This window comes from Bradyrhizobium sp. WBOS07, from assembly GCF_024585165.1.
Lineage (GTDB): Bacteria > Pseudomonadota > Alphaproteobacteria > Rhizobiales > Xanthobacteraceae > Bradyrhizobium > Bradyrhizobium japonicum_B.
Genome location: NZ_CP029008.1, coordinates 4,817,626 through 4,838,741, shown reverse-complemented (window position 1 = coordinate 4,838,741; position 21,116 = coordinate 4,817,626). Strand labels below are relative to the sequence as shown.

Genomic DNA, 21,116 nt, shown 5'->3' with positions numbered 1-21,116 from the left:
GCGTGGGATTCGGCGCTCCCCCTTCCGCTTGACTTCATCGGGCCGGTCGCGCCACGGTCCCGGCCGGTCCCGCCGGTTCGAGAATTCCCCTGATGGCCCCGCATTTTAACGTTATCCGCGACAGCACGCCCGTTTCCGCGATTCCGAGGGGCGCCGTGGTCGCCATGGGCAATTTCGACGGGGTTCATCTCGGTCACCGCGCCGTGATTGCCGCCGCCCTGGAAATGGGCCGGACCCATGGCCGCCCCGCTTTGGCGCTGACCTTCGAGCCGCATCCGCGGCGGTTCTTCAGCCCCAACACCCCGCAATTCCGCCTGACGGACGAACCGGCCAAGCTGCGGCTTCTGGCCGGCACCGGGCTTGCCGGCGCCGTGGTCATGACCTTCGACAAGGCACGCGCCGGAACCAGCGCGCAAGATTTCATTCACCAAGACCTGATCGGACGGCTCGGCGTCAGCGGCATCGCGGTGGGTTACGACTTCCATTTCGGCAAGGGACGGGTCGGCTCGCCGAGCCTGCTGGTCAACGAGGCGCCCCGGCTCGGCATCGAGGTCGACGTGCAGCCGCATGTCGATATCGACGAGCGGCCGGTGTCCTCCAGCGCGATCCGCATCGCCCTCGCCGAGGGCCAGCTCGACGAGGCCACCACCATGCTGGGCGCGCCCTGGTTCATCACGGGCGAGGTGATCCACGGCGAGAAGCGCGGCCGCGATCTCGGCTATCCCACCGCCAACATCCGCCTCGATGCCAATTGCGGCCTGAAGCACGGCATCTATGCGGTCCGGGTCGGCCGCGGCACCGAGCGGCTGGACGGGGTGGCAAGCTTCGGGCGCCGCCCGACCTTCGACAACGGTGCCCCGCTGCTGGAGATCTTCCTGTTCGACTTCAAGGGCGATCTCTACGGGCAGGCGCTGGATTGCGCCTTCATCGGCTTCATCCGCGAGGAGCTGAAGTTCGAGGGCATCGAGGCCCTGATCCGGCAGATGGACGACGATTCCGCCCGCGCCCGCGCCATCCTGGCCGCCGCCCCGGACGCGTTTCCACGGCTCGGCGCCGTCGATTGAGCCCGGAATCCGGCCTTTCCCGAACCTTTGCGCTTCCTTTTGCGCTTCTCTTGGCCCCCTGCTATGGAGAGCCCATGTTTGCGCGGCGCATCATAGGGATTAGCGGCCCGGCTTCCGCCTGAGCCCACGGGCTCGGCGCAAGACCGGGATTTGGTCGTTTCACCCCCGCGATTTCCGCATCGCCATCCGTTCCCGCGCCATTCCGAGCCAGTCAGCCTCATGTCCGAAAAGCCGCAAAAGTCCCAAAAGTCCGAAGCCAAAGACTATTCGAAGACCCTGTTCCTGCCGCAGACCGAATTCCCGATGCGCGCCGGCCTGCCGCAGCGCGAGCCGGAGATCCTCAAGCGCTGGTACGAGATCGGCCTCTACGAGAAGCTGCGCGAGAAGGCCCGTGGCCGCGCCAAGTTCGTGCTGCATGACGGCCCGCCCTACGCCAACGGCAACATCCATATCGGCACGGCGCTGAACAAGATCCTCAAGGATCTCGTCACCAAGAGCCAGCAGATGCTCGGCTTCGATTCCAACTACGTGCCGGGCTGGGACTGCCACGGCCTGCCGATCGAGTGGAAGGTCGAGGAGGAGCACTATCGCAAGAAGGGCAAGCAGAAGCCCGACTTCCGCGACTCCGCCGCGATGATCGACTTCCGCCGGGAGTGCCGCGCCTACGCCACGCATTGGCTCGGCGTGCAGCGCGAGGAGTTCAAGCGCCTCGGCGTCATCGGCGACTGGGATCATCCCTATGCCACCATGAGCTTCCCGGCCGAAGCCCAGATCGCGCGCGAGCTGATGAAGTTCGCCGCCAACGGCACCCTCTATCGCGGCTCCAAGCCGGTGATGTGGAGCGTGGTCGAGAAGACGGCGCTGGCCGAGGCCGAGGTCGAGTACGAGGACCACACCTCCGATACAGTATGGGTGAAATTCCCGGTGACCTCCCCCGCGCACGGTGCGCTCGCCTCCGCAAGCGTCGTGATCTGGACCACCACGCCGTGGACCCTGCCCGGCAACCGCGCCATCTCGTTCTCGCCGAAGATCGCCTACGGCCTTTACAAGGTGACGGATGCGCCCGCCGACAATTGGACCAAGACCGGCGATCTCCTGATCCTCGCCGACGCCTTGGCTGAAGAGGTCTTCAAGCAGGCGCGGGTGAGCGCTTACGAGAAGCTCCGCGACGTTCCCGGCGACACCATGGACGCGATCGAATGCGCCCATCCGCTGAAGGGCGTTGGCCGCGGCTACGACTTCATCGTGCCGCTATTGCCCGGCGACCACGTCACCGACGACACCGGCACCGGCTTCGTGCACACGGCGCCCGGCCATGGCCGCGAGGACTTCGATGTCTGGATGGCGCATGCACGCGATCTCGATGCGCGCGGCATCAACACCGCCATCCCTTACACCGTCGACGAGAACGGCGCCTACACCGATCATGCGCCCGGATTTACCGGCAAGCGCGTCATCACGGACAAGGGCGAGAAGGGCGACGCCAACGAGGCCGTGATCAAGGCGCTCGTCGAGAAAGGCATGCTGCTCGCGCGCGGCCGGCTGAAGCATCAATATCCGCACTCCTGGCGCTCCAAGAAGCCGGTGATCTTCCGCAACACGCCGCAATGGTTCATCGCGATGGACAAGGACGTGGCTCAGGGCGGCAAGGCGAAGAGCGGCGACACGCTGCGCGCCCGCGCGCTGCACGCGATCTCGGTGACGCAATGGGTGCCGCCCTCGGGCGAGAACCGCATCAACGGCATGATCGAGGCGCGGCCCGACTGGGTGATCTCGCGCCAGCGCGCCTGGGGCGTGCCGATCGCCGTGTTCGTGCGTGAGAAGGGCGACGGCTCAGCCGAGATCCTGCAGGACGAGACGGTCAACACCCGCATCGGCGAGGCGTTCGAGAAAGAAGGCGCCGACGCCTGGTATGCGACAGGCGCGCGCGAGCGCTTCCTCGGGGAGCGCGCGAGCGAGGATTGGCAGAAGGTCGACGACATTCTCGACGTCTGGTTCGATTCCGGCTCGACCCACGCTTTCGTGCTGGAAGACCCCGTTCAGTTTCCCGGGCTCGCCGGCATCAAGCGCAAGGTCGACGGCGGCGCCGACACGGTAATGTATCTGGAAGGCTCGGACCAGCATCGCGGCTGGTTCCACTCCTCGCTGCTGGAGAGTTGCGGCACGCGCGGCCGCGCGCCTTACGACATCGTGCTGACCCACGGCTTCACCCAGGCCGAGGACGGTCGCAAGATGTCGAAGTCGCTCGGCAACACCATCGAGCCGCAGGCCGTCATCAAGGAATCGGGCGCCGACATCCTCCGGCTCTGGGTCGCGTCGTGCGACTACACCGACGACCAGCGCATCGGTCCCGAGATCCTGAAGAACACGGTCGAGACCTATCGCAAGCTGCGCAACACGGTGCGCTGGATGCTCGGCACGCTGCATCATTACAAGCCGGCCGAGGCGGTCGCGCCGGCCGAGATGCCCGAGCTCGAGCGGCTGATGCTGCACGAGCTGGCGGTGCGCGCCGCCGCCATCGACAAGGCCTATCGGGAGTTCGACTACAAGACCGTGGTCGCGACCCTCTCCGCCTTCCTCAACAGCGAGCTCTCGGCGTTCTATTTCGATATCCGCAAGGACACGCTGTATTGCGATCCGCCGTCCTCCCTGACCCGCAAGGCGGCGCTGACCACGATCGACCTGTTGTGCACCTCGGTGCTGAAATGGCTGGCGCCGATCCTCAGCTTCACCGCGGAGGAAGCCTGGCGCATGTACCGCCCCGGCGCCGAGCCGTCGGTGCATCTGACGCTGTTCCCGACCGATCTCGAAGGCTTGCGCGACGACAGGCTCGCCGCGAAGTGGGAGACGATCCGCAACGTCCGCCGGGTCGTCACCGGCGCGCTCGAGCTCGAACGCGCCGCCAAGAACATCGGCTCCTCGCTCGAGGCCTCGCCGGTGATCTATGTTGCCGACCGCGGCATGCTGGCGACGTTGTTCGACATCGATCTGGCCGAAGTCTGCATCACCTCGAACTACGAGGTGCGTGAGGGCGAGGCGCCGGCCGCTGCGTTCCGCCTCGATGCGGTGCCCGGCGTCGCGGTCGTGGTGGAGAAGGCGGTGGGCACCAAATGCGCCCGCTCCTGGAAGATCTCGCAGTTTGTCGGAGACGATCCTGAGTACCCCGACGTCACCCCGCGCGACGCCAAGGCGCTGCGCGAATGGAAGGCGTTGGGAGTGGCGGTCTGATTCCCGCATGACCCCGCTTGGCGCCGGCATCCTCGCGGCAATTGTCACGCTCGTGGCCGACCAGGCCTCGAAGCTCTGGCTGCTGAACGTCTTCGACCTCGCCCGGCGCGGCGTTGTCAGGGTGACGCCGTTCTTTGACCTGGTGCTGGCCTGGAATATCGGCATCAGCTTCGGCTGGCTCCAGCACGACAGCCAGGCGGCGCAGCTCGCGCTGATGGCGGTCAAGGCCCTCGCCGTGATCGCCTTGGCGATCTGGATGGCCCGCTCGCACACCAGGCTTGCCACGGTGGCGCTGGGCCTGATCATCGGCGGCGCCATCGGCAACGGCATCGACCGCCTGATCCATGGCGCGGTGGTCGATTTCGCGCTGTTCCACATCGAGATCGGCGGAAATACCTATAATTGGTACGTGTTTAACCTCGCGGACGTGGCGATCGTTGCTGGGGTGGCGGCGCTATTGTATGATTCCTTCATGGGGGTACCCGCCGCAAAAGCGCCCTGATCCCGGCCGATACGGACCGGCAGGCGGAACCCGGTTTTGCGAGGGACTGGCCGCGTTTGAGCGGCGATCTGCCACAATATGGAACAGGTATCGTAATGCGCAGCTCGAAGACCAGCGCTTCAATGGCTCGAGGCCCTCAATCGGGGTTCTGGCAGGCTTTGAAATTGTCCGCTGTCGCGCTCGGCATTGGCCTCGTCATGTCGACCGGCGCCGCCCGCGCTGGTGATGACGACGAGGACGACGACATGACCTTCGAAGAGAAGCTCATCGACAATCTGATGTCCGGCCTCGGCGCCAAGAGCATGGAGAAGCCCGGCATCGAATACCGTGAGCGTTCGCCGCTGGTCGTGCCGCCCAAGCTCGACCTGCCGCCGCCGGCCGCGGCGGAGGCCGCGGTTGCGCCGAACTGGCCGAAGGACCCCGACGAGAAGCGTCGCAAGGACGCCATTGCCGCGCGGAAGAAGGGGGGCGGCGACAAGGCAGCGGAGTATCTGAAGAATGCCCGGCCGCTCTCGCCCGCCGAGATGAACGCCCACAAGACGGCCGCCGCCGAGAAGACCAGCAATGATCCGGTTCAGCCGGGCACCACCGCCAATCCGACTCTCAGCCCCGCCCAGCTCGGATACACCGGTGGACTGTTCAAATTGTTCAAAGGCAACGAGCCCGAGTCGAAGCAGTTTACGTCGGAGCCGCCGCGCCAATCGCTGGTGGAGCCGCCGCCGGGATATCAGACGCCCTCGCCGAACTACGCCTACGGCTCCGGGCCGGACAACTCGAAGCGAACTTATTTCGACATCCTGTCCGGCAAGGAGAAGGTGCAATAGCACTCCTGTCCGAGCCCGAGCATTTTGGGCCGCGGAGCTGGCTGCCGGCCGTCGGCTTGGCTGCTCCCGCATTGATGGCGTTCTCTGCTTCGTGACGCGAAGCCTCAGCCGCACGGTGTAGCATGCGGTGCCTCCGAGCCGGCAATCCGGACCTCGGCGTTCCAGAAGGATCATGATGTCCGCTTCCCGATCGGCTGCCTGCCTCCTTGCCGCGCTGCTCTCGACCAGTGTCCTGACATCAGGTGCGGCCCCCGCCCAGACCACGGTCACATCGGCCCCGCCCGCCAGCTTCACGCTCAGCAACGGCATGCAGGTCGTGGTGATCCCGGATCACCGCACGCCCGTGGTCACGGAGATGATCTGGTACAAGGTCGGCTCGGCCGACGAGACGCCGGGAAAATCCGGGCTCGCGCATTTCCTCGAGCACCTGATGTTCAAGGGCACCTCGAAGCATCCCGCCGGCGAATTCTCCCAGACCGTGCTCCGCGTCGGCGGCAACGAGAACGCCTCGACCTCGGTCGACTACACCAATTACTACCAGCGTGTGCCGAAAGAGCAGCTGCCGACCATGATGGAGTTCGAGGCCGACCGCATGACCGGCCTGATCCTCAAGGACGAGAACGTGCTGCCCGAGCGCGACGTCGTGCTCGAAGAATACAACATGCGCGTCGCCAACAATCCCGACGCGCGGTTGAACGAGCAGATCATGGCAGCGCTCTATCTCAATCATCCCTACGGCCGGCCTGTGATCGGCTGGCATCAGGAGATTGAGAAGCTCGATCGCGAGGACGCGCTGGCCTTCTATCGCCGCTTCTACGCCCCGAACAACGCGATCCTGGTGATCGCCGGCGACGTCGACGCCGCCGAAATCCGCCCGCTGGTCGAGCGCAATTTCGGCTCGATCCCGGCGCAGCCTGCCATCCCAGCACGGCGCGTCCGTCCGCAGGAGCCAGAGCCCGCCGCCCCGCGCACGGTGACGCTGGCCGATCCGCGCGTCGAGCAGCCGAATATGCGGCGCTATTATCTCGTGCCCTCGGCAACCACCGCTGCGGCCGGCGAGAGCGCGGCCCTCGACGTGCTGGCGCAGCTGATGGGCAGCGGCAGCAATTCCTATCTCTACCGCGCCCTCGTCGTCGACAAGCCGCTCGCGGTCTCAGCCAACGCCAGCTATTCCAGCATCGCGCTCGACCCGACCCAGTTCGCGATCTCGGCCGCGCCGAAAGCCGGCGTCAGCTTCGCGGAGATCGAGCAGGCGGTCGACGGCGTCATCGCCAACGTGGCGCAGAACCCGATCCGCGCCGAGGATCTGGAGCGCGTGAAGACCCAGCTCATCGCGGAAGCGATCTACGCCCAGGACAACCAGGCAGTGCTGGCACGCTGGTATGGCGGCGCGCTGACCACCGGCCTGTCGATCGAGGACATCAGGAGCTGGCCCGACCGCATCCGCGCGGTCACCGCCGAGCAGGTCCGCGCCGTCGCGCAGAAATGGCTCGAGAAGAAGCGCTCGGTCACGGGCTATCTGATCAAGGACACCAGTGCTGCCAAGCGCGAGGAGAAGCGTTCGTGACCTATCCCTTCCTTCGACGCGTTGCAGTCTCGTTCGTCGCCGGGGCCGCACTCGCACTGGCTGCGGTGTCGCCATCGCTGGCCGCAGCAAAAATCCAGCGCCTAGTCTCGCCCGGCGGCATCGAGGCCTGGTTCGTGCAGGACGCGACCGTGCCGCTGATCGCCATGGAATATTCCTTTGCCGGCGGCTCGGCCCAGGATCCCAAGGACAAGCCTGGCGTCGCCAATCTGGTCGGCGACCTGCTCGACGAAGGCTCCGCCGATCTCGATTCCAAGACCTTCCACGAGCGGCTCGACCGCCGCGCCATCGAGCTGTCCTTCAACGCCACCCGCGACACCTTCCGCGGCAGCCTGCGCATGCTGCGCGACAACAAGGACGAGGCCTTCGATCTCTTGCGGGGCGCGCTGACCTCGCCGCATTTCAACCCCGCCGACGTCGAACGCATCCGCTCCCAGGTCATCTCGGGCCTGCGCCGCGAGACCACCAACCCGACCTCGCTGGCGAGCCGCAAATTCCTGGAGGTCGCCTTCGGCGATCATCCCTACGGGCGGCAGACCAACGGCAACCTCGACAGCGTGCCGACCATCACGGTCGACGACATGAAGGACTATGTCGGCCGCGTGCTGGCCAGGGATGGGCTGAAGATCGCAGTCGTCGGCGACGTCGATCCGGTGGCCCTCGGCAAGCTGCTCGATCACACCTTCGGCGCCCTGCCCGCCAAGGCCAACCTGACGCCGGTCCCCGACGTCGAGGCCGCAAAGCCGCCGCAACGCGCCTTCGTCACCCTCGACGTGCCGCAGACCGTGATCACCTTCGGCGGACCCGGGGTGAAGCGCAGCGATCCCAACTTCATGGCGGCCTATGTCGTCAACCACATCCTCGGCGGCGGCGGATTATCCTCGCGCCTCTATCGCGAGGTCCGCGAGAAGCGAGGCCTCGCTTATTCGGTGTTCGAATCGCTGCTCTGGATGGAGCATTCGGCGATCTTCATCGGCAATACCGGCACGCGCGCCGACCGCGCCGGCGACACCATCGATGCCATCGAGAAGGAAGTGCGCCGGATCGCCGAGGAGGGCCCGACGCAGAAGGAGCTCGACGAGGCCAAGTCCTACCTCAAAGGCTCGCAGATGCTGGCGCTCGACACCTCCTCCAAGCTGGCGCAAGCGCTGCTGCAGTACCAGCAGGACAAGCTGCCGATCGACTATATCGAGAAGCGCAACGCCATCGTCGATGCCGTGACGCTGGACGACGCCAAGGCGGCCGCCAGGCGGCTCTGGGGCCAGGGCCTGCTGACCGTCGTCGTCGGCCGCGCCCCGCAGGCCGCGGCGCAACCGGCGGCGGCACCGGCGACGAAGTCGAACTGACGTTGCTCTCCTGCCTTCCCAAGATGGCCGGGCCCGCCCGGCCATTTTGCGTTTCCGCAAGCACCATTGCCGAACGTAGACGTCCGCGATATGTCCGGACATCACGAATGGTGCCATCATGCTGCGGATATCCCGCGATCTCGTCATCGACGAGGACGACATCGAGATCGGCTTTGTCCGCGCCTCCGGCCCGGGCGGGCAAAACGTCAACAAGGTCGCGACCTCGGCCCAGCTCCGTTTCGACACGCGCAAGCTGACCTTGCCGGAGGATGCGGCGATTCGGCTCGCCCGCATCGCCGGCCAGCGCATGACCAAGGACGGCGTGATCGTGATCCACGCGCAGCGCTTCCGCACCCAGGAGCGCAACCGCCAGGATGCCATTGACCGGCTGGTCGAAATCCTCAGCGAGGCGATGGTGCGGCCAAAGCCGCGGCGCGCGACAAAACCGACCTTCGGCTCGAAGCAGCGCCGTCTCGAAGGCAAGAAGCGCCGCAGCGACATCAAGGCCGGACGGGGCCGGAGCTTCGACGATTAAAACGAACAGGCTGGTTTGATTGCTACGGCGCAGGTGCGCTCCCTCCCCCGCTCGCGGGGGAGGGTTGGGGAGAGGGTGTCTCCGCGACGGGACAATCCCGACGCGGAGAAAGCCCTCACCCCGCGCTCCGCGCCGTCCTCTCCCGCAAGCGGAAGAGGTGTACGATCCGCCGTGATGTCAGTAACGCTTGGACGGGGCGGCGCCGGTCGCGGCATCGTCGGCCGTCCCCTTGTGCGTCGCGCTGCCCGTGGTGCCGGCCGTGCCTCGGGTGCCCTTGGTCGACTTCATGCCGGTCTTCTCGCCCGCTGCGCCCGGCTGCGCATTCATCTCCTCGTCGCCGCTGCCCATCGTGCTGCCTTGCATGGGTTTGCTTTGCACGGTGCCGCCCGGCTTGGCGGTGGGGGTCGCGCTTTGCGCGAGAACGGGCGTCGCAATGAAAGCCGACAGCGCGCATGCGATCATCGAGGTCTTGACCAACTTCATCCATTTCTCCTGGATTTTCCGCGATGACAGTCCAATGGTTCCCAGCGCCGTTCGCCTGGATCGGACCGTGACATCGCGTCAAGCGTGCGAACGGCGCGGTGCTCATCCAAGCCGTATCGTGTGTTGATGGTTTAGGGATTTCGCGGCGGTTTCGCGGAATTGCACTCCTCATATGCGGCAACGCGCGAGCCCGCGCCGCATTCGCCAACGACCGGTAAATGCTGGAGATTCCCACATCTGGTATGTGGGAAGCGCAACCTTCCCCATGCATTTGTTGCGAGGTGGCGTTAGATTGGGACATTCGCCGAGTAAGCTCATGCCCGTCCGCCAACTTCCAGAGCAGATCGTCAACCGCATCGCCGCCGGCGAGGTGGTCGAGCGCCCCGCGAGCGTGGTCAAGGAGCTGGTCGAGAACGCGATCGATGCCGGCGCGAGCCGGATCGACGTCTTCACCGATGGTGGCGGGCGGCGGCGGATCGGCATCACCGATGACGGCGGCGGCATGACCGCGAAGGATCTCGCGCTCGCGGTCGAGCGCCATGCCACCTCCAAGCTCGACGACGAGGACCTGCTCCAGATTCGGACCCTCGGCTTCCGCGGCGAGGCGCTGCCCTCGATCGGCTCCGTCGCGCGGCTCTCCATCACCACGCGCCACGCCAGCGAGCCGCATGCCTGGGCACTGACGGTCGAAGGCGGCGAGAAATCCGAGATCATGCCGGCGGCGCTGGCGCACGGCACGCGCGTCGAGGTCGGCGACCTCTTCTATGCGACGCCGGCGCGGCTGAAATTCCTCAAGACCGACCGCACCGAAGCCGAGGCGATCCGCGAGGTGGTGCGGCGTCTCGCCATGGCGCGACCCGATATCGCCTTCACGCTGGCCGGCGAGGAGCGCGCGCCGGTGACCTGGGCCGCCGCGCTGCCCGGCGCGGCCGGACGGCTGACCCGGCTCGGCGACATCCTGGGCGCGGAGTTTCGCAGCCACGCCATCGAGGTGCATGCCGAGCGCGAGGGCATCGTCGTCGCCGGCTATGCGGCGGCGCCGGCGCTGACCAAGGCCAACGCACTCGGGCAATATCTCTTCGTCAACGGCCGTCCGGTGCGGGACAAGCTGATTCTCGGCGCGGTGCGCGCGGCCTATTCCGACTATCTGCCGCGTGACCGCCATCCGGTGCTGGCGCTGTTCGTCACGCTCGATCCGCGCGAGGTCGACGCCAACGTGCATCCGGCCAAGACCGAGGTGCGGTTCCGCAATGCCGGCCTCGTCCGCGCGCTGATCGTGCACGGATTGAAGGAGGCGCTGGCGCGCGAGGGACGCCGCACCGCCGCCAACAGCGGCGAGAGCGCCCTGTCCGCGTTCCGGCCCGCTTTCACGCCGCAGCGTCCGGCAAGCTGGGATTGGCGCGCCTCGCCCGCCGCCCCTGTCGCGCCGATGCCGCCGTTCGAGGGCTCCGCGGCGCCCGCTTTCGCCGAGCGCGCGCAGGCCGCGTTCGATGTCGGTGCGCCCAGCGCGGATGTGCGGTTCGAGACGCAGCCGGTGGCGGACCTCGTCGACCGGCCGCTCGGCGCGGCGCGCACGCAGATCCACGAGACCTATATCGTCTCGCAGACCCGCGACGGCCTCATCATCGTCGACCAGCACGCCGCGCATGAGCGCATCGTCTATGAGCGGTTGAAGGCCTCGCTGGCCGCCAACGGCGTGCAGCGGCAGATCCTGCTCATTCCCGAGATCGTCGAGATGGACGAGGCCACGGTCGAGCGCCTCCTTGAGCGCAGCGAGGAGCTCGCCTCGTTCGGCCTCGCCATCGAATCCTTCGGCCCCGGCGCGGTCGCGGTGCGCGAGACGCCCTCGCTGCTCGGCAAGACCAATGCCGGCGGCCTGTTGCGCGATCTCGCCGAGCACATGGCCGAGTGGGGCGAAGCGCTGCCGCTGGAGCGCCGCCTGATGCACGTCGCGGCGACCATGGCCTGCCACGGCTCGGTGCGCGCCGGCCGAAGGCTGCGGCCGGAAGAGATGAATGCCCTGCTGCGCGAGATGGAGGCGACGCCGAACTCCGGCCAGTGCAATCACGGAAGACCGACCTATGTCGAGCTGAAGCTGAGCGACGTGGAGAAGCTGTTCGGGCGGAGATGAAGGTGCCGTAGTCGAGCCGCCGTAGGGTGGGCAAAGCGAAGCGTGCCCACCACCTGTCTCAATCATGCAGAGATCGTGGGCACGGCGCGTTGCGCCTTTGCCCACCCTACGACAGCGGCGCTACGGCTTCCGCAAGAACACGAACTCGGTGTCGTCATACGCCCGCCGCTCTAGTTCTTCGAAGCCCTCCGGCGTCACGAACTGCGCGGCCTTGGCTTCCTCCACCACCAGCAGCGCGCCCGCCGTCAGCCAGCCGCCGTCGCGCAAGGACGCCAGTGCCTTCTCCGCAAAGCCCTTGCCGTAGGGCGGATCGAGGAACACCAGCGAGAACGGCTCGACGGGATGCGCGGGGCCCAGATCGGTCGCGTCGCGCCGATAGACCTTGGTGACGCCACCCAGGCCCAGCGTCTCGACATTGTTGCGCAGCAGCGCCCGCGCTTCGGCGCCATTGTCGACGAACAGCGTGAACTTCGCCCCGCGCGAGACCGCTTCGATGCCGAGCGCGCCGGTGCCGGCAAACAGATCGAGCACGCGCGCATCGGCAATCGGATCGTCATAGGCGTGCACGAGGATGTTGAACACGGACTCGCGCAAGCGGTCCGCCGTCGGGCGGATGTCGCGCGAGGACGGCGAGGCCAGATTGCGCCCCTTCAAGCGACCGCCGACGACGCGCAACCTCAATCCTCCCGCGGCGTCAGGTCGCGCTTGCCGTGATAGCCGCGCTTGGGACGGCGCGGCGGGCCGTAGCCGCTGGCCTGTTCCTCGTTGCGCTCGCGCGCCTCCTCGCTGCCGGTGCGCTGCACCAGCACGCGGCGGCCCTTGCGGTCGTTGATCACGGCGCGCTTGCTGGCGGGCTTCGTTTCGCGCGGCGCATCGTCCTCGCGCGCGGCCGGCTTCGCGGGCACGTCGAACTGCGCGCCCGACTTCTCGATCACCTTGTCGCCGAGCTGCTCGCGCAGCACCCGCGACTTGATCTCCTCGACCTGGCCTTCGGGGACCTCACCGAGTTGGAACGGGCCGTAGGAGACGCGGATCAGCCGGTTCACCTCGAGCCCGAGATGGGCGCAGACGTTGCGCACCTCGCGGTTCTTGCCTTCGCGGATCGCGAACACCAACCAGACATTGGCGCCCTGATCGCGCTCCAGCGTCGCCTCGATCGGACCGTATTTGACGCCCTCGATCTCGATGCCGTTCTTGAGCTCGTCAAGCTGCGCCTGGGTGACGTCGCCATGGGCGCGAACGCGGTAGCGGCGCAGCCAGCCGGTGTCGGGCAGCTCCAGCGTGCGGGCGAGGCCGCCGTCGTTGGTGAGCAGCAAGAGGCCCTCGGTATTGAAATCGAGCCGGCCGACGCTGATCAGCCGCGGCAGACCTTCCGGCAGATTGTCGAACACGGTGGGACGCCCCTCAGGATCGTCATGCGTGGTCATCAGCCCGCGCGGCTTGTGGTAGAGGAACAGCCGGGTGCGCTCGCGTTCCGGCAACGGCTTGCCGTCGACCATGACGACGTCGTTCTTGGTGATGTCCAGCGCGGGCGAGTTGATGACGCGGCCATTGACGGTGACGCGGCCCTGCGTGACCATCTCCTCGGCGTCGCGGCGCGAGGCGAGGCCCGCACGCGCCAGCACCTTGGCGATCCGCTCGCCGGCCTTCTTCGGCTTCGGCTCTTCGTCCCGGCGCGGCCGCCGGTCGGCATCACGATCGCGCTCGCGATAGGCACCGCGGCCGCCGAAGGCGGGACGTCTCTCGAAGATCCTGCTGTCGTCCTCGTTTTCGCGGCGCGGACGATCGCCGAAACGGCCTTCGCTGCGCGGATGCTCGTGCCAATCGGAACGGCCTTCCGACCGCTCGCGCGGACGATTGAATTTCGGCCGGTCGCCACCGCGCCCTCCGCGGTCGCCATCGCCGTCACGACGGGGCCGGTCGAACTTTGGACGATCCTCGCGCGGACGGTCGAATTTGGGCCGCTCGCGGAACGGGCGATCGCCCGAGGCGCGCTCGTCGCGTGAGCGCGAGAACCGCGGGCGATCCTCGCCGCGGCCGCCGTCGCGGCTTTCGTCGCGCTTCTGCCAGGGCTTGTCGTCGCTGCGGTCACGGCCGCCGAAATCCTTGCGCGGACCCTTGCTAAAATCCTTGCCAAAATCCTTGCGCGGCGGCCGATCGCCGCGCGGACGGTCGTCGCGCTTCTGCCAGGGCTTTGACTCGCCGCGATCGCCACGGTCGCGATCCGGACCGCCCCGCGAAAACTTCCGCTCGCCGTCGAACGAACGCTCCGGACGGTCGCCGCGCGGCGAATACGGCCGCTTGTCGCCGAACTTCTTGTCGCCGAACCGGCCGGCGGGACGCGACTCGTCGCGATCGCGGCTGCGCGGCGGACGGTCGTCACGGCCTTGGGACGGACGGTCGCCGCGCGGCTTAAAGGAGCGCTTGTCGCCATCGCGCGATCCACGATCGGAGAATGGCCGGTCGCCACGCGGCTTGAAGCTGCGCTCGCCGCGGCCCTCGCTGCTGCGATCGTCGCGCTTGAAGCGCGGACGGTCGGACGAATCCCGGCGCGGGGCGTCGCCCTCCTCGCGGCGGCGGAATGGACGGCTGTCGCGATCGCCACGGGGCGGGCGGCTGTCGCGGTCGCCCCTTCCTCCGCCTTTGCCCTCGCTCTTGCCCTCGAAGCCGCGCTTGGCGAACTTCTTCTCGGGGCCGCGCGCCTTGCCGCTGCGGCCGCCTTTGGGCGGGCCTCGCCGGCCGCGGGAATCGTTGTCTTTGTCGCTGTCGCGAGGCATGAATGATCTCACTTGGGGGTAGCGCGATGAGCATTGCGCGCGCTCGTTCCGAGCCGCATGCTCAGGCAAAATCGGTATCCACTCTTGCTGAAGGCGGAGCTACTAGCAGGTTTCTGGCGATGATACGAGGCTTGAAAGCCCCCTCTTTCATGGATTTGGCGCTCAAAACGGCCGAAAACGCCGGAAAGGCGGGCGAAGTTCCGATCGGATGCGTGGTGGTCCGCAATGACGAGGTCATTGCCACCGCGGCCAACCGGACGCTGACCGACCATGATCCGACCGCCCACGCCGAGATCGTCGCGCTGCGCGAAGCCGCCGCGAAGATCGGCAGCGAGCGCCTCGTCGACTGCGACCTCTACGTGACGCTGGAGCCCTGCACCATGTGTGCGGGCGCGATCTCGTTTGCAAGGGTCAGGCGGCTCTACTACGGCGCCGCCGACCCCAAGGGCGGCGCGGTGGAATCAGGCGTGCGATTCTTTGCCTCCCCGACCTGCCATCACGCGCCGGACGTCTATTCCGGCGTCGGCGAGACCGAAGCGGCGCGGCTGCTCAAGGAGTTCTTCCGGGAGCGGCGGTAGCGGCTCCACCCTCCGCTGTCATGCCCCGCGAAGGCGGGGCATCCAGTACGCCATGGCTTCTCGGATCAACCATTGCCGTCTCGGAGTACTGGATCGTCCGCCTTCGCGGACGATGACAGTTGAGTGCTTGGCGCGCGGTGTGGCTCAACCCGCGAAAAACTCGCGCAGCGTCTTTGCGGTCACCTCGGGATTCTCCTCGGTGAGGAAGTGGCCGGAATCCACCGGCATGCCCTCAACGTTGGTCGCCCATTGCTTCCACGTGTCCAGCGGCGTCGCGGCGGCTTGCGCCACGCCGGCATTGCCCCACAGTGCCAGCATGGGAATGGTGATCTTCTTGCCGGCCTCGAAATCCGCCTTGTCGAGGTCGTAGTCGAAATAGGCGCCGGCGCGATAATCCTCGCACATCGCGTGGATGCGGGCGGGATCGCGGAACGGGGCGAGGTAATGTTCGAGCGCGCGCTCATCGATCGCGTCGAGCGTTTTCGACTTGGTCTGGCTCGCCATCTTGAAGCGCAGGAAGAACTCGCCCTGGCCTGAGATCAGCGTCTCCGGCAGCGGATAGGGCTGCGCCAGGAAGGTCCAGTGATAGATCTTCAGCGCGTAGGCGCGGTTCATCCGCTCCCAGTAATTATAGGTCGGCAGGATATCGAGCACCGCGAGCTTCGACAGCCGGCCCGGGTGATCGAGCGCCAGCCGATACGACACCCGGCCGCCGCGGTCGTGGCCGGCGAGCGCGAAGTGCACGTGGCCGAGCCGCTCCATCATTTCGACCATGGCCTTCGCCATCGCGCGCTTGCTGTAGGGGATGTGCAGCGCGTCGCTCTCGGGCATGTCGGACCAGCCGTAGCCCGGCAGGTCGGCGATGATCAGCGTGAAGTGCTCGGCCAGCTCGGGCGCCACCTGGTGCCACATCACGTGGGTCTCGGAGAAGCCGTGCAGCAAGAGCAGCGGCGGTCCCTTGCCGCCGACGCGGGCGAAGACGCGGCCGAAGGAGGTATCGATCCATTCGGCGGCAAAGCCCGGATAGAGATCGGCGAGATCGGACATCTTGTTGCATCCTTGAGGGGTCAGTCGGGGTCGGCCCCCGACGCCAAAAAGTGCGAAAACAACCCCATGCACAGTACCGGTATCATCATCGGGGCCACTAAGCCCAATGACTGATTACACATTCTGGAGTGCGCATGTGGCGATCCGGTGACGGAGAGCCCGCAAAGCCAGGCCTTGGCGGCCCCTGTCAGCCGATTCTCAGCCTTTGGCCTTCTCCGCCTCCACCGCCTGCCAGCCGATGTCGCGGCGGCAGAAGCCCTCCGGCCAGCGGATGCGGTCGACGGCCTGGTAGGCGCGCGCCTGCGCTTCCGTCACGGTCGCTCCCAGCGCGCAGACATTGAGCACGCGGCCGCCATTGGCGAGGATCGCACCGTCCTTCGCCACCGTACCGGCGTGGAAGATCTCGACCTTGTCCACCTTGGCGGCGTCCTCGAGCCCCTCGATGCGCGTGCCCTTCCGGTAGTCGCCGGGATAGCCTTGTGCGGCCATCACCACGGTGAGCGCGCTTTCCTTGTGCCAGCGCAGGTCGAAATTCTTCAGCTGGCCATCACATGACGCAAGGAGCGCCGGCACGAGGTCGCTCATCATGCGCAGCATCAGCACCTGGCATTCAGGGTCGCCGAAGCGGACGTTGAACTCGAACAGCTTTGGCCCCTGCGTCGTCAGCATGATGCCGGCATAGAGCACGCCGCGGAACGGCGTGCCGCGCTGCTTCATGCCTGAGACCGTCGGCAGGATGATCTTGGCCATGATCGCGTCGTGGACGGCAGGCGTCACCAGCGGCGTCGGCGAATAGGCGCCCATGCCGCCGGTGTTCGGGCCGACGTCGTGGTCGAACACGCGCTTGTGGTCCTGCGCCGAGGCCAGCGGGATCGCGGTCTCGCCGTCGCACAGCGCGAAGAAGCTGATCTCGCGGCCGGGCAGGAATTCCTCGATCACGACCTCCGCGCCGGCCTCGCCAAAGGCGCCCTCGAACATCATTGCGATGGCATCCTCGGCCTCAGCCACGGTCTTGGCGACGACGACGCCCTTGCCGGCGGCGAGCCCGTCCGCCTTCACCACGATCGGCGCGCCCTGGCTCTGCACATAGGCGCGCGCGTCGGCGGCATTGGTGAATCGCTTGTAGGCGCCGGTGGGAATGCCGAACTCGGTGCACAGCGCCTTGGTGAACCCCTTGGAGCTTTCGAGCTGCGCCGCCGCCTTGCTCGGCCCGAACGCCTTGATGCCGCTAGCTGTGAGATCATCGACGATGCCGGCCGCCAGCGGCGTCTCCGGCCCGACCACCACCAGCTCGACATTGTTCTGCTTGCAGAAGTCGATCACCGCGGCGTGGTCCGCCACATCCAGCGCCACGCATTCGGCCTCCTTCGCGATCCCGGCATTGCCGGGCGCGCACCAGAATTTGGTCACCAGGGGAGAGGCCGCGATCTTCCACGCCAGAGCATGTTCGCGGCCGCCGGAACCGAGCAAGAGAATGTGCATAAGGGGCTCAGGTATGAGGGGGTTGGCTGGGGCGGAGGTCGCATGAATCGGGGTGTCGCATGAATCGGGGTGGGTGTGAAGGGGGCTTGCCCACGAATTTCCAGTCGTTCTGCGCTGCCCCTCGGGGCTGCGAACTTCGGATTTATCGCGCCGCGTCGCGCGCGCCGGTTGGCGGCACTCACGAATTATTCCGCTTTCGACGGAACGAACATTTCCGAAGCTGCTATAGCTGCCCGATCCTCAAAGCCTCTGGCCGTGCGGTGGCCGCAATGACCGTTCCACTGGTCAGGCAGGATCAAATCCCCGCCGCGGAAGCCTGCACCATCGCCGCCGAGTTGCGCAGGGCGGCCAGGTTGGGATCAGGCTCCAGCTCTACAACGATCGAGGTGCCCCCTCTCCCGCTGCGGACAAGGGCTGGAGAGAGGGTGCATCCTCAAAGAATCAATCCCCAATAGGAGGAAGCCCTTCCATCAAGGGTATACGCGTGTGGCGGCGTCGGGCGCCACCACAGTTGCGATCGCTTCGGTATGCACCGCCTATCGTGCGATCTTCAGCTGAAACCAACGGCTTTCTTGAGCGCCCCAGTAACGATATGTGAGCTTGTATCGTCCCTCCGACGCAAACTTCTTACCGTGGATCTTGACGCCGTGAGATTCAGGGCCTTCGCTTGGGTGGTGCGCACCCCGACGAAGCTCAAGATGCTCCATCCTGTTGATGACCATGTCATGAACTTCGTCGACCAACTCGCCGTCAGAGTTGTAGATCCACCAACGGTGAACCTCTCCTGCGGTCATGTCCGCATCCATGTTCTCCAGTCCGCGGTTATGTAGCCGAAGCTTGGCGGTCGCGAGAAGGACATCGTCCACTTCTGGTGGCATCCGAACCAATGTTACTTCTTCGGGGAAGTCTAAGGTAAATTCGATATCTGGCAAAATGGGCATCGGAAACTCCCTAAATAAGGAGCTCTTACTCCACCTTTGGTAGTTGTGGTTGTCAATAGAGTTCTTGGCAACTCGGTGCTCGCTCGCTTCAAGAGAGCGCCAAGGCAGCAGCAAAGTCCGCTTTCGGTCCAGGGGACTAAACCGCTCGCGGGGTAGGCTGCTGCGGCAAGCGGCGTTGCCAAGCCGATAGCGCCAAGGGGCGCCCTGTCTTGAGATTGAGGGGTTACCATCACCCGTGTCTCGGCACTAGAAAGCCCGTAGGATGGGTTGAGCCCTTGCGAAACCCATCACACAATAGCTAGCTGACCGAGCGCCACGAGCGATTAATCGTCACTTCAGATCGGATGATAGTCCCGAAGGCGGGAGCAAGATTGGGAAAGTGATGGGTTTCGCAAAGGCTCAACCCATCCTACGAGCTTGGTCGTGCAACTCGGCGTGCCGACTAAGAAGTTGAGCGCTGCCACCCCAATGACATTGTAAGTTCACATACATTTTGCGAGGCCGTTGACATATGTCCCAAAACGAAAAGAGCGAGGGCCGGGTCGCTGCCCTGATTGAGGTGAAAGACCTGTTTGGATTGTCCGGAGCCGCAAAGATCGTTGCGGAAGGCATTATCCGGGGTGTGGGCGAATGGGCACGGCCTTGGCAGACAAGCAGAATGGCCAAGTCGGAAGTGGCCGTCTACCAAAAATGGTCCGAAGCACTCGGACAAAACGGACTGCCAACAAACGTCGCTGATCTAACACTCGGAGAGCGGACTACACTTCGCCTGTCTGCGCAGCACGAAAGACACCAGCTTAATCGGGAGAGTGTAGCTCTCCAAATCATCGAGGATGTTCGCGCAAAGCCGGAGGACGTCAGTTCGACGGGCAAGCCCATGGACCCTGATTGGCTGGATCGGTTTTGGACACTGGCAGAGAACGTGAGCGACGTTGATTTCCAATCGATTTGGGCGCGAATTTTGGTTCGGCAGGCCACTGGGAAAGCATCATACAGTCCACGTACGCTGAACACTTTAAGCATGCTCACCCGAGATGAAGCTGAGGCTCTATCTCGACTAGCCCCGTTTTCGATCACGACCTTACTAGGAGGAGTCTCCACCTCGCTAGCCATTTGGTCTACGGTCGGATCGAGCCTCGGCTCCCACTACACGGCAAAGCCAAAAATGTCTCCGGATAGCTTAGATGCAGCTTTGAGAGAGGTGGTTGGGCCGGTTAGATCCGATGTCTTCGGCCCTGCGGGGATAATGGTCGAGGATGGCTGGGCTTACGAGGCTTATGCTAGCGTCCAAGAAGGAGTGGCGAAGATCAGGATTGCAAATAAGCCATACGACATCTCCGGCTTCCCCAACCCTCTGCCCCACAGCAGGTCCAAAAACGGTGAGGTGGTCATATTGGCCGCCGGAGTTCGCTTTAGTGCTGTCGGAGCCGAGATCATCGACCTTATAGCAGCGCAGCCTTCTGCGGATTATGTACACCTCCTCCAGCGAACATTTCAGTTATGGGGTCTCAGCCTTGCTGAAGGTATTGAAGCATAGCCCGTAGGATGGGTTGAGCCCTTGCGAAACCCATCGCACCTGTTTCGTGATAAGATCGCGTCATGACCGCGTACCGCCGCAACTTCGTTCCGGGTGGATGTTTCTTCTTCACCGTCAATCTGGCGAAGCGGAGACTGGCGCTGCTGACGGATCATATCGAGGTGTTGCGCGGAGCGTTTCGCGAAACGCATCGGCGCCATCCATTCACGATCGATGCCATCGTGGTTCTGCCTGACCACCTTCACACGGTGTGGACGTTACCGGAAGGTGATGCCGATTTTGCAATGCGCTGGCAGTTGATCAAATCCACCTTTTCGCGCGGTCTGGCGCGCAATGAGAGGATATCCCAAAGCCGCTCGGCCAAAGGTGAGAGGGGCATCTGGCAGCGCAGATATTGGGAGCATACCATTCGTGACAACGTCGATTTCGCGCGGCATGTCGACTATGTTCACATCAACCCAGTCAAGCACGGGCTCGTCGATCGGGTGCGTGACTGGGCGCCCTCCTCGTTTCATCGCCACGTCAGGCTTGGCAATTACCCCGTGGATTGGGCCGGCGATCAGTCGGATGACGGCCGCGATTACGGTGAGCGGGGATAGAGCAGTGATGGGTTTCGCAAGGGCTCAACCCATCCTACGAGCTTTCACCCTTTTTGTTTCTCTTCCGCGCTTTTTCCATCGGAGCTTTTCGAGCGCTCTTCGAAACGATCAGCCCCCTTGGCCAGATCGTGGCCCATCTTGCTCTCGTTCTTCGCTTCGTCCTTGGACGTTGCTTCACGCAAGCCTTCAGCGGCCCGCGCGCCCTTTGATGATTTTCGTTCGTCATCCATTGGTGGCTCCTCCCTGATAAAAGACGCCTCCCAGGAAATTCGCTGGTTGATCCCGGATTGGACGTACCAACGTTCCAATCAGATCGCCTGGACATTGTTCCAGCCCGTAGGATGGGTTGAGTCCTGGCGAAACCCATCACACTTGTTTGTCGAAACATCAAAAGGCTGGCCGGCGGACGCCATCGAAGCTTCGCCATCGCTTGCCGTCGGGACGACGGTCGTGATGA

The 21,116-nt window shown here is 65.2% G+C and carries 18 protein-coding genes; 11 read left to right on the top strand and 7 right to left on the bottom strand.

Translation table 11 applies throughout. The features are described 5' to 3' along the window. Positions 1 to 92: 92 nt before the first annotated feature. The 7 genes from DCM79_RS23010 (at position 93) to arfB (ending at position 9,084) form a co-directional block, all read left to right on the top strand. Positions 93 to 1,064: a bifunctional riboflavin kinase/FAD synthetase gene (locus tag DCM79_RS23010; RefSeq protein WP_257176485.1), complete on the top strand. Its 972-nt coding sequence runs from the start codon at positions 93 to 95 to the stop codon at positions 1,062 to 1,064. A gap of 219 nt (positions 1,065 to 1,283) precedes the next feature. Continuing rightward, positions 1,284 to 4,292 carry an isoleucine--tRNA ligase gene (gene ileS / locus DCM79_RS23005; protein ID WP_257176484.1) on the top strand — a complete coding sequence of 1,003 codons (3,009 nt, stop codon included), beginning with the start codon at positions 1,284 to 1,286 and terminating at the stop codon, positions 4,290 to 4,292. Positions 4,293 to 4,299: 7 nt separating this feature from the next. Beyond that, positions 4,300 to 4,794 (top strand): signal peptidase II, encoded by a 495-nt coding sequence (gene lspA, locus DCM79_RS23000; RefSeq protein ID WP_257176483.1) that lies wholly within the window; start codon positions 4,300 to 4,302, stop codon positions 4,792 to 4,794. A gap of 95 nt (positions 4,795 to 4,889) precedes the next feature. Next, positions 4,890 to 5,618 carry a hypothetical protein gene (locus tag DCM79_RS22995; protein ID WP_257176482.1) on the top strand — a complete coding sequence of 243 codons (729 nt, stop codon included), beginning with the start codon at positions 4,890 to 4,892 and terminating at the stop codon, positions 5,616 to 5,618. Between the two features lie 175 nt (positions 5,619 to 5,793). After that, positions 5,794 to 7,185 (top strand): M16 family metallopeptidase, encoded by a 1,392-nt coding sequence (locus DCM79_RS22990; RefSeq protein ID WP_373568124.1) that lies wholly within the window; start codon positions 5,794 to 5,796, stop codon positions 7,183 to 7,185. Beyond that, positions 7,182 to 8,549: a pitrilysin family protein gene (locus DCM79_RS22985; RefSeq protein ID WP_257176480.1), complete on the top strand. Its 1,368-nt coding sequence runs from the start codon at positions 7,182 to 7,184 to the stop codon at positions 8,547 to 8,549. The genes DCM79_RS22990 and DCM79_RS22985 overlap by 4 nt, the downstream gene beginning before the upstream one ends. Before the next feature lie 118 nt (positions 8,550 to 8,667). Further along, the gene (arfB, locus tag DCM79_RS22980; RefSeq protein WP_257176479.1) at positions 8,668 to 9,084 is read left to right on the top strand and encodes an alternative ribosome rescue aminoacyl-tRNA hydrolase ArfB; all 417 of its coding nucleotides are present in this window, start codon (positions 8,668 to 8,670) and stop codon (positions 9,082 to 9,084) included. Positions 9,085 to 9,261: 177 nt separating this feature from the next. On the opposite strand, the gene DCM79_RS22975 is transcribed toward arfB, so the two are convergent. After that, the gene (locus DCM79_RS22975) at positions 9,262 to 9,567 is read right to left on the bottom strand and encodes a hypothetical protein (RefSeq protein WP_257176478.1); all 306 of its coding nucleotides are present in this window, start codon (positions 9,565 to 9,567) and stop codon (positions 9,262 to 9,264) included. 316 nt (positions 9,568 to 9,883) lie between these two features. On the opposite strand from DCM79_RS22975, the gene mutL reads away from it, so the two are divergent. Continuing rightward, positions 9,884 to 11,698 (top strand): DNA mismatch repair endonuclease MutL, encoded by a 1,815-nt coding sequence (mutL, locus tag DCM79_RS22970; protein WP_257176477.1) that lies wholly within the window; start codon positions 9,884 to 9,886, stop codon positions 11,696 to 11,698. A 120-nt stretch (positions 11,699 to 11,818) separates the two neighbouring features. On the opposite strand, the gene rsmD is transcribed toward mutL, so the two are convergent. After that, the gene (gene rsmD / locus DCM79_RS22965; protein ID WP_257176476.1) at positions 11,819 to 12,373 is read right to left on the bottom strand and encodes a 16S rRNA (guanine(966)-N(2))-methyltransferase RsmD; all 555 of its coding nucleotides are present in this window, start codon (positions 12,371 to 12,373) and stop codon (positions 11,819 to 11,821) included. A gap of 2 nt (positions 12,374 to 12,375) precedes the next feature. Beyond that, the gene (locus tag DCM79_RS22960; RefSeq protein WP_257176475.1) at positions 12,376 to 14,475 is read right to left on the bottom strand and encodes a pseudouridine synthase; all 2,100 of its coding nucleotides are present in this window, start codon (positions 14,473 to 14,475) and stop codon (positions 12,376 to 12,378) included. Positions 14,476 to 14,594: 119 nt separating this feature from the next. Here DCM79_RS22960 and DCM79_RS22955 point away from each other — a divergent pair, with 119 nt between their 5' ends. Continuing rightward, complete coding sequence (locus tag DCM79_RS22955; RefSeq protein ID WP_257180826.1) at positions 14,595 to 15,053, top strand: nucleoside deaminase; 459 nt, start codon at positions 14,595 to 14,597, stop codon at positions 15,051 to 15,053. A gap of 144 nt (positions 15,054 to 15,197) precedes the next feature. Here the strand turns inward: DCM79_RS22955 and DCM79_RS22950 are convergent, their stop codons facing one another. From DCM79_RS22950 to DCM79_RS22940, 3 genes are all read right to left on the bottom strand, one after another. Continuing rightward, positions 15,198 to 16,100, bottom strand: a complete 903-nt coding sequence (locus DCM79_RS22950) for an alpha/beta fold hydrolase (RefSeq protein ID WP_257176474.1) — start codon at positions 16,098 to 16,100, stop codon at positions 15,198 to 15,200. A gap of 198 nt (positions 16,101 to 16,298) precedes the next feature. Further along, positions 16,299 to 17,582 (bottom strand): phosphoribosylamine--glycine ligase, encoded by a 1,284-nt coding sequence (gene purD, locus DCM79_RS22945; RefSeq protein ID WP_257176473.1) that lies wholly within the window; start codon positions 17,580 to 17,582, stop codon positions 16,299 to 16,301. A 536-nt stretch (positions 17,583 to 18,118) separates the two neighbouring features. Further along, positions 18,119 to 18,523, bottom strand: coding sequence for a hypothetical protein (locus tag DCM79_RS22940; RefSeq protein WP_257176472.1), 405 nt, complete (start codon positions 18,521 to 18,523; stop codon positions 18,119 to 18,121). A gap of 511 nt (positions 18,524 to 19,034) precedes the next feature. Here DCM79_RS22940 and DCM79_RS22935 point away from each other — a divergent pair. Further along, positions 19,035 to 20,060 carry a DUF2806 domain-containing protein gene (locus DCM79_RS22935; RefSeq protein WP_257176471.1) on the top strand — a complete coding sequence of 342 codons (1,026 nt, stop codon included), beginning with the start codon at positions 19,035 to 19,037 and terminating at the stop codon, positions 20,058 to 20,060. A gap of 62 nt (positions 20,061 to 20,122) precedes the next feature. Then, on the top strand, positions 20,123 to 20,659 hold the full coding sequence (locus tag DCM79_RS22930; RefSeq protein WP_257176470.1) for a transposase: 537 nt from the start codon (positions 20,123 to 20,125) through the stop codon (positions 20,657 to 20,659). 44 nt (positions 20,660 to 20,703) lie between these two features. Here DCM79_RS22930 and DCM79_RS22925 read toward each other — a convergent pair whose 3' ends face one another. Continuing rightward, complete coding sequence (locus DCM79_RS22925) at positions 20,704 to 20,889, bottom strand: hypothetical protein (protein WP_257176469.1); 186 nt, start codon at positions 20,887 to 20,889, stop codon at positions 20,704 to 20,706. Between the last annotated feature and the right edge of the window lie 227 nt (positions 20,890 to 21,116).